The organism is Micromonospora sp. NPDC047527 (assembly GCF_040643015.1).
Taxonomy (GTDB): Bacteria; Actinomycetota; Actinomycetes; order Mycobacteriales; family Micromonosporaceae; genus Micromonospora.
Window position 1 is genome coordinate 1,889,397 of record NZ_JBEYTK010000001.1, and the last position, 13,420, is coordinate 1,902,816.

11 protein-coding genes are annotated in these 13,420 nt (G+C 68.5%); 2 read left to right on the forward strand and 9 right to left on the reverse strand.

Annotated elements, in window-relative coordinates:
* Positions 1–6 precede the first annotated feature (6 nt).
* Positions 7–489, reverse strand: coding sequence for a hypothetical protein (locus ABZ808_RS08370; RefSeq protein WP_357002559.1), 483 nt, complete (start codon positions 487–489; stop codon positions 7–9).
* Positions 490–1,380: 891 nt separating this feature from the next.
* Positions 1,381–1,509 (reverse strand): hypothetical protein, encoded by a 129-nt coding sequence (locus tag ABZ808_RS08375; protein ID WP_357002561.1) that lies wholly within the window; start codon positions 1,507–1,509, stop codon positions 1,381–1,383.
* Positions 1,510–1,696: 187 nt separating this feature from the next.
* Here ABZ808_RS08375 and ABZ808_RS08380 point away from each other — a divergent pair, with 187 nt between their 5' ends.
* Both ABZ808_RS08380 and ABZ808_RS08385 read left to right on the forward strand, forming a co-directional pair.
* Positions 1,697–2,173 (forward strand): hypothetical protein, encoded by a 477-nt coding sequence (locus ABZ808_RS08380; protein WP_357002563.1) that lies wholly within the window; start codon positions 1,697–1,699, stop codon positions 2,171–2,173.
* A 33-nt stretch (positions 2,174–2,206) separates the two neighbouring features.
* Entirely contained in the window at positions 2,207–4,069 is a 1,863-nt protein-coding gene (locus tag ABZ808_RS08385) for a glycoside hydrolase family 15 protein (protein ID WP_357002565.1), read from the forward strand.
* Positions 4,070–4,116: 47 nt separating this feature from the next.
* Here the strand turns inward: ABZ808_RS08385 and ABZ808_RS08390 are convergent, their stop codons facing one another.
* From ABZ808_RS08390 to ABZ808_RS08420, 7 genes are all read right to left on the reverse strand, one after another.
* Complete coding sequence (locus ABZ808_RS08390; protein WP_357002567.1) at positions 4,117–5,718, reverse strand: Fic family protein; 1,602 nt, start codon at positions 5,716–5,718, stop codon at positions 4,117–4,119.
* A 272-nt stretch (positions 5,719–5,990) separates the two neighbouring features.
* Positions 5,991–7,028: a DUF808 domain-containing protein gene (locus ABZ808_RS08395; RefSeq protein WP_357002569.1), complete on the reverse strand. Its 1,038-nt coding sequence runs from the start codon at positions 7,026–7,028 to the stop codon at positions 5,991–5,993.
* A 623-nt stretch (positions 7,029–7,651) separates the two neighbouring features.
* Complete coding sequence (locus ABZ808_RS08400) at positions 7,652–8,119, reverse strand: hypothetical protein (protein ID WP_357002571.1); 468 nt, start codon at positions 8,117–8,119, stop codon at positions 7,652–7,654.
* 424 nt (positions 8,120–8,543) lie between these two features.
* Positions 8,544–9,323, reverse strand: coding sequence for an SDR family oxidoreductase (locus tag ABZ808_RS08405; RefSeq protein WP_357002573.1), 780 nt, complete (start codon positions 9,321–9,323; stop codon positions 8,544–8,546).
* Between the two features lie 134 nt (positions 9,324–9,457).
* Positions 9,458–11,257 (reverse strand): glycoside hydrolase family 15 protein, encoded by a 1,800-nt coding sequence (locus ABZ808_RS08410; protein ID WP_357002575.1) that lies wholly within the window; start codon positions 11,255–11,257, stop codon positions 9,458–9,460.
* 290 nt (positions 11,258–11,547) lie between these two features.
* Entirely contained in the window at positions 11,548–12,612 is a 1,065-nt protein-coding gene (locus ABZ808_RS08415) for an aldo/keto reductase (protein ID WP_357002577.1), read from the reverse strand.
* A gap of 76 nt (positions 12,613–12,688) precedes the next feature.
* Positions 12,689–13,414 carry an SDR family oxidoreductase gene (locus tag ABZ808_RS08420; RefSeq protein ID WP_357002579.1) on the reverse strand — a complete coding sequence of 242 codons (726 nt, stop codon included), beginning with the start codon at positions 13,412–13,414 and terminating at the stop codon, positions 12,689–12,691.
* Positions 13,415–13,420: the final 6 nt, after the last annotated feature.

Genomic DNA, 13,420 nt, shown 5'->3' on the forward strand with positions numbered 1-13,420 from the left:
AACGCCTCAAGCCGCACGACGGCCATCGAAGGCGTTGTCCAGCGGCGCGACAGCTACATCACGTTCATCAGACAAGGGTCGGTCCGCCACCACCTGCAACGGTTCTGCCTGCTCGCGCCGCACCTGCCGGACCTGCCGCAGGAACCGGTAGCCGATCCCGAGGACCCCACCGAAGCCGATCACCACGGCGTACGACCAGGCACCGTCGCCGCCGGTCAATTCGCCGAATTGGTTCGCCAGAAACCCGACGAACGTGGCCATGGCCAAACCGGTGACCGCGGCCACGGCGCGCAGGTCAGGAACCCTCGCCGCAAAGGCACCGGCCGCCACAGCGACAACGAGCACCCGCCCCGGCATCTCCGAGCGCGAAAACAGCGCCGCCGCCACGAGGGACGCGGCGATCATCGCCGTCCAGCCGATCGCAACGCTGACGCCCGTCGGCGTCTGCTGCGCGCCCCTTGCTTCCCACAGATTGCGATCCACCGCCATGGCAAGCCCCCGGACCGTGCGGACCCGCGCATCGAGTCCACCTGGTGCCATCTCAGTCCGTCTGGCCGACCACCGTCGACGGCTTTCACGCACCCGTTACGACCACGGGCCGATTCTTGACACGGCCATAACGGCAGCCACTCGGCCCCGGCTTCTCCGAAGGTAGGCACACCTCGGAGGGACGGTTGGTCCGGAGCGCCGGGAAGCCTGGTCGGCATGGGTCTTGATGACGAGAACCGACGGCGGCGACCCTCACCGCTCGGACACATGGCACTCCCACGTGCGGCCTACGCAGTCACGCCAGGCGGTTGGTGCCGGCGCCAAGATGCGCGCATCGGCCGACACGATCCGCCGCAGGCACGATTCGTTACGGAACCGGCGGTCCCTTACGGCAAGCTGGCGTATCGGCGGCGTCAATTCCCGGCCGGGTTCCGTATCAGCGGTGTGAAGAGCCTTGTGGCGCACACCCCGTACGCGATGTGCTCGTTGTCGGAAGGACGAGGTGAAAGGAACGACGGTGGCCAGATTGACTTGGCGCACCCCGGCGGGGCTCGTACGAGCCCAGCCGCAGTGGACGGGCGACCGGTGCGGTCCAGACAGGGCATCGCCGTCCCCCACATCCGGGCAGCGCATGTCGCTAACTGCTCTCGGCGCCTCCACCCCGTCGCGCGGCGGGTTCGGGCCGATTCGGCTTCGAACCCGCCGCAGCTTCCTTATCTTTCGAAAAGAACCAACCCAACAGCTCACAGCACACCGGTGTTGAGGAGCCTCGCGTACGGGCTGTCCCGCACCGGCCGCGACGCGGACGCCGCGCCGGTCTTCGCGTCGATCGCCGGTACATGACCGGCGTTCCCTGGTCCTGGTGGGGCGGCATGCGCGGCGACGCCGCCTTCATCCATGCCCACCGCCGCGCCCGCCGAGCTGCCTGACACCGACCTCGGGTAGCGCGGGCCGGTCCCGCTCCGGGTCCCGGGGCAGCACCGCACCCACGTGCACGGCGCGTCGCACCGCCAGCTGCATCTCGGCGAGCAGACCACATCTCACAGCACTGTGACTTATGGTGAAAATCCGACACAGCCACCATCGTCCGATGCGCGCCGCAGGCGTCCCGACCAGAGCCGCCGGCTTTCACGTTTCCAGTCGAAGAACGGACCGATGACCGAGGGAACATTGACTGCCAACGCTCGCGTCGCCCACCCCTGCTGAGATGGACTGGGCCGGATGGGCGTTGTTCGGGGTCGTCGCCACCGCGGTGCTCACCGCGGCGCTGATCACTGCTCAACTGGCCGGACTCACTCGCCTCGACTTTCCCCTGGTACTCGGAACCCTCGTCACCGAAGATCCCGACCGGGCCCGGGTCATCGGGTTTTTTATCCACCTCGGCGCCGGTCAGGGCTTCGCGCTCGGCTACGCTGCCACGTTCGCCCTGCTGGGCCGCGCCACGTGGTGGACCGGGGCACTGCTCGGGGCCGTCCACGTCGGGATCGCGCTGACGGTGCTCCTGCCGCTACTTCCGGGTGTCCACCCGCGCATGGCGTCCCAGCGGGCGGGCCCAGCCAGCACGGCCGTCCTGGAGCCACCCGGCGTCTTCGCCGTCAACTATGGCGTCCAGACCCCCGTGGTCGTCGGCATCGTCCATGTCATCTACGGGGTGGTCCTCGGACTACTCCTTCACGCCGGCTGACCCGCGCGCCAAGTCTCGTCAGGAGCGATCTGCATGACCGGTGGGTTCGAACCGACATCGGTCCGCCCCCCAGTGCCGATCAGCGAGTACGGGCTGCTGGGTGACACCCGCACCGCCGCCCTCGTCGCCGGTGACGGCGGGATCGACTGGCTCTGCGTGCCCCGCTTCGACGGCGAGCCCCTCTTCGGCCGGCTGGTCGGGGGACCCGAGGCGGGAACGTTCCGGGTTGGCCCCGCTCGACCGGCCACGATCGTGCAGCGACGCTACCGGCAGCACACCGCCACTCTGGAGACGACCTGGGCGGTGGGCGGTGGGCGGCTCACCCTCACCGAGGCCATGGTGGCCGAGGTCAGCGGCCGCCTGCTGCCGACAACGCTGATCGTGCGACGGCTTTCCGCCGAGGACACGACGGGCGACGCCGTCGTCGAGTTCGATCCCCGCCTCGGCGAAGGGCACCGCCGGCCTCGAGTTCACCACCGGGGTCCGGGCCTGGTGTGTCAGTGGGGGTCCCTCGCGGTCTCACTGGGCAGCTCGCCCGAGCTCACCATCGAACCGGGTCGGCCCGCCCTGATCAGGGTGCGACCGGGCCGACCGGTCACCCTCGTGCTGGCCGTGGCATACCGCGAACCGCTGATCCACGTCGAGCCCGCATGGGCCTGGGAACTGCTCGCCGAGGACGAGGAGCGCTGGCGAGCCTGGACCGCCGAGATCGACGGGTCGCTTCCGTTTCGGGAAGAGGTGGTACGAAGCCTGCTGACGCTGCGGTTGCTGACCTACTCGCCGTCGCGAGCGCCGGTGGCCGCACCCACCACGTCACTGCCCGAAGATCCCGGCGGGGTACGGAACTGGGACTACCGCTATGTCTGGCCCCGGGACGCCAGCATCGGCGTGAGCGCGTTCCTCAGCGTCGGCAAACCGGACGAGGCCCGCGGTTTCCTCGCGTGGCTGATGCACGCGAGCCGGCTACAGCGGCCACGCCTGCCGGCACTGCTCACCCTTCACGGCCGCGACGTGCCAGCAGAACGGGAACTACCCGGCTGGCCCGGCTATCTCGGCAGCGTCCCGGTACGGATCGGCAACGGCGCCACCGGGCAACACCAACTCGACGGCTACGGCTGGCTGATCGATGCCGCCTGGGCGTTCGTACAGGCCGGACAGCGCCTCTACGCAGAGACGTGGCGGGCGGTGCGGGGCTTCGCCGACGTGGTCGCCCGCTGCTGGCAGGAGCCCGACGCCGGCATCTGGGAGGTCCGCCAACCCGCCCAACACGTACATTCGAAGCTCATGGGGTGGCTCGCTCTGGACCGGGCTCTGCGCATCGCCGATACTCACCCCCTGCCACGCCGTCAACGTCGGCGCTGGCGGGAAGCACGCGAGGCCATCACCGCCGAGGTCCGGTCATCCGGCTTCGACCCGACGGCGGCCAGCTACATGCGCACCTACGGCTCGACGGATCTGGACGCGGCCCTGCTCGTCCTGCCGCTGCTGGACATGGAGAGCATCGAGTCACCCCGGGTGCGCGGCACCATCGACGCCGTTCGAGACGAACTGTCCGCCGGCGGTCCGCTGCTCTACCGCTACCCGCCGGGACGTGACGGTCTCCCGGGGACCGAAGGCGCGTTCCTGCCCTGCTCGTTCTGGATGGTGCAAGCCCTCGCCCGCACCGGCCGCCGCTCCGAGGCGATCGAGCTGTTCGAGGCCATGCTCGGCTATGCCAGCCCCCTCGGCCTCTACGCCGAAGAGCTGGATCCCGCGACCGGCGCCCAGATCGGCAACTACCCCCAGACGCTCACCCACGCGGCGCTCGTCCAGGCCGCGCTCGCCATCCGGGACGCCCCGCCGGAATGTTCGCCGCCGCCTCCGGTGCCGCTCTCATCGCCATCGACGGCGCCATGATCGCCAAAAGAACTCGTACGGAAATGGGCCGTCGCTGACCCGTCTCGTCACGGTCGCCGCGTGCCAGGGCCGAGCCGAGCCACGACGACCGGCCCGATTACCACCATGCGATCCATCTCGTCGCCATCGCAGGCACCCCGCTGACAGTTTCGTCCGCCGTTTCCGCGGCTGCGGGCGGTGACCCGTGCGGTAGAGACGGACCTCGCCGCGCTCGACCCAGCGTGTGGGGCTGCGACGCGGTGCGAACCTGCAGCGTCTGCGATGGGCCAGTTGACGGTGAGCTTCGCCAAGTCTGGATCTCTGGCCTGGTCGCCACCGACGTGTTGCCGTTGCTGGTAAACGCATGCTCCGCGGCCTGCGTGGCGGCACTGCCGCAGCCGTACGCCGGCTACCTCCCGACGCCGCACACCGGCGGCCCGGACATCGTTCAGCCGGCCGCCAGGCGATGAGGCGGCTACCACGAGACCACCCGAAACTGTAACGACGGCAGTGGCCGGGGCTTGGCCTCGCCGTCGGTACGGGTCGATGATTTCCTTTGGGCGCAGCGCGGGGGCGGCGAGCTCGCGGAGTTCCGGCGAGGTGAGGTAGAACCTGCCTCGGGTTTCGCCGTGCTGTTCGAGCATGTCCGCCCGGACGAGGGCGCGTAGGTCGCGGGTTGCTTGGTCGTCGGTGAGGTTCTCGTCGCGTTGATAGACAGTGCGGCGTACTCGGCCGCCGGTAGCGGCGAGGTGCAGAGCGCTGACTACCCGCTCGGGCAGCCCGTTGCGCCGGACCCAGGTGTCGAGCAGTTCCCAGAGATGCGCGGCCTGATCGAGGCGTTGCCGGACCAGTTGGGCTTGTTGGTGGTGGGCGCTCAGGCAGAATCGGATCCACTTGCTGGTGTCGTTGTCGGGCTGCCAGGTTGGGCCGCCGACCTCACCGAGCGCGTCGTAGTAGGCGTAGGTGTTCCGGCCGACGCCGAGCCACTCCTCAATGGAGGAGTACTCCGGGGCGAGGACACCGTCGCGGGCGAGCACGAGGGTGTGTAGGCAGCGCGACATTCGGCCGTTGCCGTCCCGCCAGGGGTGGATCTTGGCCAGGTTCAGGTGGGCCATTGAGGCTCGGACGAGCAGTGGGGTCTCCGGTTCGCCGTCGGCCAGCCAGTCGATCAGTTCGGAGATCAGAGGCGGAACGTTGTCGGCGTCTGGCCCGGTGTAGACGCGTCGGCCGGTGTGCGCCTCGTCGATGTAAATGTCTCCGGGACGGAAGCGGCCCGGCCATTTGCTGAGGTCATGGCGAAGCATCATGAAGTGCAGTGCGTTGATCAGCATGTGCTGCCAGGTGAACTCGCGTGAGCGGGCGAGTTGTTGCACGTAGGTCAGGGCGTCCCGGTAGCCGGTGATGACCTCCCAGGTTTGCGGGTTCGTCTCTACCGGTTCGTCGCCGGCGACGGCCGCGGCTGCGTCGTCCAGGGACACCTGGTAGCCCTCGATCGAATTCGAGCCTTGGATGGCGTGGGCGATCAGGGTGCGTCGGAGTTGCCCCGTCCGGCGGTGCGGCTCGGCGATCTGATACCGCAGGTTGTCCCGCATGGTGTCCAGTTCGCCGAGCACGCGCTGGTCGTCATCGGCGAGCGCGGGTGTCTGATACAACATGCGCCAATCCTGCAACCGTTTCTGCTTAATCCTGAGGTTCCCCCGGTTTGCCGGAGGGTTTGATGTTCCCCGGGTTCGGTGGGCTCAGGCTGAACGAAGGCTGTCTCGTCGTGTCGGGCCTGGTGGGTGTGCCAGGCGGTTTCGTACTCGTCTGGGGATCGCCAGCCGAGGTCTTTTGGGCTGCGGCGGGTGTTGTACCAGCCATAATGGCAACCGAGGACGCCCGTACCAGCCGATGGCCGTTGAGCCGGGGAATCGAGAGCGGCGCCTCGTTGAGGATTTTGCGGTCAACCGCGAGGCGCTCGGTCCGCAGGAGCGTCGCGACGCCGAGCTGCGCGGCTCGGCGGCGCGGGGATGGTGCCGTCAGTACGAGTCGTGGCCGCCGCAGTCGCAGCCGCAGCCTTGGATGTGCGGCGGTGGAGCGTGAGAGTCATGACCAGCACGACCAGCACTCCGACGATCAGCCCGAGGATCGCGCTGGCCGCCGTGTTGACGAGCCAGCCGACGAGCCCGCCGAGAACACCCGTGGCGTCGTGGGCGGCGACCTCCACGTGGTGCACGGCCTCGTACAGGAAGTGCAGGTTCAGCTCGTTCGTGCCGAGCAGCAGGATGTGCCCGCCCACCCACAGCATCGCCGCCGTGCCGACTACCGTCAGCACGGTGAGGACCACCGGCATCGCCCTCACCAGACCGCGGCCGAACGTGGCGACGGCGCCGGAACGTTGCGACAGGCGCAGCCCGACATCGTCCATCTTTACGATCAGGGCCACCACGCCGTACACCAGGACGGTTATGACGACGGCGACGATAGCCAGGATCGCCAGGCGGGACCAGAACGCCTCATCGATCACCTCGTTAAGGCTGATGACCATGATCTCCGCCGAGAGGATCAGGTCGGTTCGTACCGCCCCAGACACCAGTGTCGTCTCGTCCTGCACCTTCTCCTCGCCCGCGCCGGAGGCACCGTGATGGGCGATCTTGGCCCACACCTTCTCCGCGCCTTCGTAACAGAGGTAGGCGCCGCCGAGCATGAGGATCGGAGTGAGCAGCCAGGGCACGAACTGACTGAGCAGCAGCACCGCCGGCAGGATGATGAAGAACTTGTTGCGCAGCGACCCCACGGCAATGCGCTTGATAATCGGCAACTCGCGCTCGGCCGCCAGGCTCCGCACATACTGCGGCGTGACGGCAGCATCGTCGACGACGACGCCCGCAGCCTTGGCGCCGGCCTTCGCGGCGGCCGCCCCGATGTCATCGATCGACGCGGCAGCGGCCCGGGCCAGCACCGCCACGTCATCCAACAGGGCTACGAGTCCACCGGCCAAGGGAGGGTCCTTCCAGGGTTGCGCGAGGTTCGAACTGGACCATTCTCGCTCAGGTCCCTGCGCGCGGCACGCCACCGCCCGGTCGTATATCGGGCGAGAGCTCGAGGTGAGCGGCTATCGCGCTCGGCCGACGATCGCCACCACCGCGCCCGGGTCATCACCTGGCGCCAGGCGTGGGTTCGTGTCGGTGACCGGTACATCACCGGTGGTGATTCACCATGACCGGATGCATGTTCTTCGAGGTGTCTTGATTTCTGTGTTTGCGGCAGTGGCGACGGGCGGGTGCTCCGGCGGCCAGGAGCCGCCGCAGGCCAGGCCTTCACCGTCAGCGGTCACGCCTGCGGGGTCGGGCGAGCCAAGTCAGCCGGATGACTTGACGCTCGTAACGGAAGGCCCGGCTGCGGCCGGCGCAGCATGGGGGGACGGGTTGACCACGAAGCTCGTCGCGGTTGAACGCAAGATGCTAGATGGCGGTAGCGCAACAGCAGTCGGGTGCGCAACCCGCGACGGGCAGTCGTCTGCGACGGCGGCCCGCAACAACAGGAGAGAAGAACGCAACGACTCGTGAGCACCCTGCCGATCCGGCAGAACAACGCTGTCCCCGGCCTGAGTATCCGATGGGCTCAGGCTTTGGGGGCCACGCGGACGACGCTCGCTCCGCCTATGACTCCGCCATCCTCTCGTACGGCAAAGATCAGGTTGTAAGACCCGGGCGGCGCGTCCTCCGCGATGGGAATGACGCTGACCGGTCGTTCGCCCGCCGCACCGGATGGCCGCACCGGCTGGGCCTCGAACGTTACCTCTCCCAGAGCGGGCCGAGCTGTACCCCCGGCAGCGTTCTTCAGTTCGCTGACGTCCCCGTACGGGCCAGTCAGACGCGCAGTCAGCTCGACGTGTGTCGGCTTCGCGGCGGGGCCGGTCCCCGGCTTGACGATCCAGTGAACCGTCATTTCCTGGCCAGGCTGGTAGACCGTGTCCACGTCCTCGCCATCGCAACACGTGTAGGTCGTCGGGGTGCCTGCTGCGGTGGTGGACCGCCCGGAGCCGCAACCCGATATGACCAGCAAGGCCAGGCAGGCAACGACCGCCATAGGCCGGCACGTTTTCATGAGCAGGAGCATAACGAGCACTACTCTCGAACGTCTCCGGACAGACCTGGCCCCGCCAGCATCCACCTGATGGGCCGGTGCTGAAGTGAACGCTCACGGGCGATCCGGCCGAGCGCAGTGCCGGGCGGCTGACGCTCACCACCATCCGTGCCGAACTGGCCCGGATCGTCGGAGAGCGCGCGGCCGACGACCCGAACCTGCACTACCTCGACGGACGCGACCTGTACGGCGAGGCGGACTACGCCGAGATCCCACTGCCCGACGAGGTCCACCCCGACCCTGCGGGGCACCGCCGCATCGCTGAGAACTTCGCGCGGCTCGCGTTCGGCGACGGTGGCCCCTTCGCCACCAGCACCGGCTGACCGTCGCAGGGCCGGACCGGTGCGGTGGTGTTCCTGGGCAGGGTCTACGCGCCCTGTCCCTGGTTCTGCATCAGACCGCCGTCCATGAAGTACGTCGAGCCGGTGACGTAGTCGGCGTCGTCACTGGCCAGGAAGACGGCGAGCTTGGCGATTTCCTCCGGCTGCGCGGCCCGCTTCCACGGGATGGACTGCACCTGCTCCTGAAGGAACTTCGGGTCGTCGATCGCCTGCTGGTTGAACGGCGTGAGCACCATGCCGGGCCCGATGTTGTTGACGTTCATGTGCATCGGGGCGACCTCCAGGGCGATGCTCTTGGCCAGCTCCAGCATGCCGCCCTTGCTGGCGTCGTAGTCGGAGCCGCCGGCCCGGGCCACCTCCTGATGGACGGAGGTGATGTTGATGATCTTCCCCTGCCCGCCCTGGTCGCGGCGGTGCCGGATGAACCGCCGGCAGCAGAAGAACATCCCGTACAGGTTGGTGCGGATCGCCCGGTCCCAGGTCTCGGTGTCCAGGTCGGCCACCGGGATGCCGGAGGCGTCCACGCCCGCGTCGTTCATCAGGATGTCCAGCCTGCTGAACTCCCCCAGGGCCTCGTCGAACATCGCCTCCACCTGGTGCTCGACGCTGATGTCACCCTGCACCACGACAGCCCGCTGGCCGGTCCGCTCGATCTCGGCCTTCGTGTGGTTGGCGCCCGCGTGATCGTGCAGGTAGTGCACCACCACATCGGCACCCTCTCGGCCGAACTCGATGGCGGTGGCCTGCCCGATCCCCGAGTCGGAGCCGGTGATCAGGGCGGTCTTGCCTGTCAGGCGTCCGGTCATCAGCACGCTCCTTCCGTGGCTGTCACGTCGGCGCGCATACCCGCTGGTCGTGGGCGTAAGCCCACCGTGATCAGCGCCGACGCGGCCAGAGGCGGCGCGGCAGGCCGGCCTGCGGTCTGCCGCCCTGGCCGGGCTCAGTGCACCGGGTCACCCCCGGACTGGACCTGATCGATGATCCAGGCCGCGTTGATGAGACCGATGTGGGACAGCGCCTGGGGAAAGTTCCCGATCAGGGTGCCGTCGCGGTGGTCGACCTCCTCCGACAGCAGACCAACATCGTTCGCCCGGGCGGTGATCCGCTCGAAGATTCGCTTGGCCTCGTCGACCTGCCCGGCGAGCGCCAGAGCCTGGACCAGCACGTACGAGCAGACGATGAAGGTGCCCTCCAACCCCGACCCCGTCCAGCGCTGCAAGAGGCCGTCGTGTCGCACGTCGAGTTCCCGCCGGATGGCGTCCACGGTCGCGATGACCCGGTCGTCGTCGGCGGGGAGGAACCCGAGGGGCGACATGGCGAGCACCCCGGCGTCGAGGTGGTCAGACCCGAACGCGCCGGTGAACGTCCGGGCCTCGGCGTTCCAGCCCTCGGTGAGGATGGCCGCGCGGAGCTGCTCCCTGGCCTGCGACCACCTCGGGACGTGCGCCTCCGCGTCCAGGACCGGCGCCAGCCTGATAGCACGGTCCAATGCCACCCAGCACAGCAGCTTCGACGTCAGGTAGTGCCGCTCGCCCTCGCGCCCTTCCCAGACGCCGGCGTCGGGCTCCCGCCAACCGTCGACGACCCGGTCGGCCAGCGAACGCAGCAGACCCGCGGCGGCGGGCGACAGGTCCGCGAGTTCGTCGCGCAGGACCCAGGCGCACTCCAGGATTTCGCCCAGGACGTCGAGTTGCTTCTGCCGCCAGGCGTCGTTGCCGATCCGCACCGGCCGGCTGCCCTGGTAGCCCTCCAGGTGCTCCAGGGTGTGTTCGGTCAGGTCCCGCTCGCCACCCGCGCCGAACATGATCGGCACGTGGTCCTCCGCTTCCACCGACCCCATCGAGGCGGCCATCCAGTCGAAGAAGCGGTGTGCCTCGTCGGGACAGGCCGCGACCCACAGAGCCTTGAGGGTGAAGCTGCCGTCGCGGAGCCATCCGAACCGGTAGTCCCAGTTCGCCGCACCACCGACCTCCTCCGGCAGAGATGTGGTGGCCGCAGCGATCACCGCACCGGTCGGCTGGTAGGTCAACGCCTGGAGGACCAGGGCGCTGCGCCGGACTTCCTCCCGATAAGCCCCCTGGTAGTCCTGGTGGAGGGTGGCCCAGGACAGCCAGGCGGCGACGGTGTCCCGCAGCGCCGCACGCCCGTCGATCGGCGCGGTCGGCGGGTCGGCGGATCCACGGTGATGTAGCGCGAACATGGCGCTGTCACCCGCCGTGAGAGTGAATCGCCCGGTCACGAGTGCACCGTCGACGGCAAGATCGCGGTCAGCGACCAGGGTCAGGCGGTCTGCGCCTCCGGAGATCTCGATCCCCACCGGAGTTTCGACGATCGTGGGCGTGACCAAGCCGTACTCGGGCCGGGCCGCGACCTCGACGGCCACCTCCACCGCGCCGGAGACCACCTCGACCTGCCGTAACAGCACGTGCGCGGAGGTGACGCCGATCCGGTGACCGCGTTCCCCGGCACCTAGACTCAGGGCGTCGGTCACCCGCAGCACGCCGTCCTGGGTGTGGAACTCCGTGCGCAGCACCATCGTCCCGTCGAGGTAGCGACGGGCGGTGTGGTACGGCCTGAGTGGTCGGATCGACCAGAAGCCGCCGGTGGAGCCGAGCAGACGCGCGAAGACGCTCGGTGCGTCGAACCGGGGCGGGCACCACCAGTCCACCGACCCGTCCGAGGAGACCAATGCCGCGCCCTGACAGTCTCCGAGAAGTGCGTAGTCACTGATCACAGCCACGTCCGGCTCTACCCGCGGTGGCGCTGCCTACGCCCCGCCCCGTCGCGACACACGCGGGTCGCCCTACCGCTCCAGCCCGAAACTACGGGTTGAAAAACGGGCCGTCATCCCGGCGGTCGCGTGACGCAGCTATCCGCTGGGGTCGGCTGCCGCGGTAGGCGGCGGGAACGGCCCTGCAGGGATCGTTGTCCGCCGCCTGATCCTTTGAGTTGTTGATCTATTGCGGACTTAGGTCGGACCTGCCGGAGATCACGATGACGAAGGGGAATCGGCGCTTCTGGGACGTGGTGTCAGCGGTGGGTTGCGAATGTGATGTCGCCACGGGTTTGGGCTCTGATGTGGTCGCTGGCGAGCATCGCGTGCGGGAAGCCGAGCTCGATGGCGCTGGCTTGGTCGAGCCGAGTGAGCTGCGACGGCGTGAACTCGACCTCCAGTGCGCCGAGGTTTTCCTGTAGCTGTGCTGATGTACGGGCACCGATGACTGGGGAGGTCACCGCGGGGTTCTGCAGGGTCCAGGCCAGGCCTACCTGAGCGGGCGTGCGGTTCAGATCGCTGGCGATCTCTTTGACCACGTCGACGATCGCGAGGTTGCGTTCGGTGATCCCACCGAGTGCCAGATTGAAGCTCTTACGGACGCTTTCGGCGGCTGTGGCATCTGGCGTGGTCAGGTCTTGGCGGCTGTATTTGCCGGTGAGCACCCCGCCGGCGAGTGGTGACCAGAGGACCGTTCCCAGCCCCAGTTCCCGGGCCATGGGAAACAGGTCGCGTTCCGCGGTGCGTTCGATCAGGTTGTACTCCAGTTGCACCGCGGAGAGCGGCGACCATCCGCGCAGGTCGGCGATGGCGTGCATGCGGGAGATCTGCCAGGCCGGGGTGTTGGAGATCGCCACGTACAGGACCTTGCCTTGGCGGACCAGGTCGTCGAGGCCGCGCAGGATCTCCTCCACGGGTGTGGTGAAGTCCCAGACGTGCAGGTAGAGCAGGTCGATGTAGTCGGTTCCCAGCTGTCGCAGGCTGGTCTCGACGGCGCCGTTCAGGCTCTTGCGGCTGGCGCCGCCGGAGTTTGGGTCGCCTGGGGTGCGCAGTGTCGTGTATTTCGTGGCCAGCACCAGGCTGTCCCGGCGGCCGTGGGCGAACTCGCCCAGCATCCGCTCGGAGGTGCCGTTGGTGTAGGTGACCGCGGTGTCGATGAAGTTGCCGCCACGCTCGACGTAGAGGTCGAACAGCCGGCGCGCCTCGTCCTTCTCGGCGCCCCAGCCCCAGTCGTTGCCGAAGGTGGCAGCGCCGAGCGCGAGCGGTGAGATCCACAGCCCGGAGCGGCCGAGTTGGCGGTAGGTGTCGAGGGTGAGTGACATCAGGTTCTCCTGAGTTGGTGATGGCATGCGGTGAGAAAAGCCGGGTGTGCCGCGGCTGGTTGCGCCGAGGGAACGGTCAGGCGCTGAGCCCGTAGCCGCCGGCCACGACGATGTCCTGTCCGGTCAGGTAGCTGGCGGCGTCCGAGGCGAGAAAGGTGACGACTTCCGCGATCTCCTGGCTGGATCCGAAGCGCTCGAAAGGGATGTTCGCGCGCATGGCGTCGCGTCCGGCTTCGGGAACGCCGAGCTTGTCGAAGAGCGGGGTGGCGATCGCTCCGGGACTCACGGTGTTGACCCGGATCCGGCGCGGGGCCAGTTCGAGCGCGAGGGAGGGCAGCATCGCCAGCAGCGCTCCGCGAGTTGCCGCGCCCATCGTGGCGCCGGGGCTGCCGCGCCGGGCGCCGATCCCGACGGTGATGACCACGGAACCGCCGTCGTTGATTAGAGGGAGCGCCTTCTGGAGGGTGAAGTATTGGCCCTTGAAGTTGATGGCGACCTGTTCGTCGAACGATGCCTCAGTCACCTCGGCGACCGGTGCCGGGCGGAAGACGCCGGCGTTGAGGAACAGCAGGTCGAGGGAGCCGAAGTGGTCGGACACCGTTTGGACGAGGGCGTCGGTGTCAGCAAGGCTGCGCGCGTCGGCGCGGGTCACGAGCACGTTGTCGGGGAGTTCGGCTTTCGCCTTGGCGATCGTGTCGGGGTTCTGACCAGTGACGGCGACCTCGTACCCCCGGGCGTGCAGTAGTTCTGCGGTGGCGCGGCCGATCCCGGACGTTCCGCCGGTGATGAGCGCTGTGGGCATGGTGGC

What these genes read in the sequence shown, in the direction of transcription:
- ABZ808_RS08370 (WP_357002559.1), bottom strand. Translation starts at nt 489, where the DNA reads ATGGCGGTGGATCGCAATCTGTGGGAAGCAAGGGGCGCGCAGCAGACG.
- ABZ808_RS08375 (WP_357002561.1), bottom strand. Translation starts at nt 1,509, where the DNA reads ATGCAGCTGGCGGTGCGACGCGCCGTGCACGTGGGTGCGGTGCTGCCC.
- ABZ808_RS08380 (WP_357002563.1), top strand. Translation starts at nt 1,697, where the DNA reads ATGGACTGGGCCGGATGGGCGTTGTTCGGGGTCGTCGCCACCGCGGTG.
- ABZ808_RS08385 (WP_357002565.1), top strand. Translation starts at nt 2,207, where the DNA reads ATGACCGGTGGGTTCGAACCGACATCGGTCCGCCCCCCAGTGCCGATC.
- ABZ808_RS08400 (WP_357002571.1), bottom strand. Translation starts at nt 8,119, where the DNA reads ATGGCGGTCGTTGCCTGCCTGGCCTTGCTGGTCATATCGGGTTGCGGC.
- ABZ808_RS08405 (WP_357002573.1), bottom strand. Translation starts at nt 9,323, where the DNA reads ATGACCGGACGCCTGACAGGCAAGACCGCCCTGATCACCGGCTCCGAC.
- ABZ808_RS08415 (WP_357002577.1), bottom strand. Translation starts at nt 12,612, where the DNA reads ATGTCACTCACCCTCGACACCTACCGCCAACTCGGCCGCTCCGGGCTG.
- ABZ808_RS08420 (WP_357002579.1), bottom strand. Translation starts at nt 13,414, where the DNA reads ATGCCCACAGCGCTCATCACCGGCGGAACGTCCGGGATCGGCCGCGCC.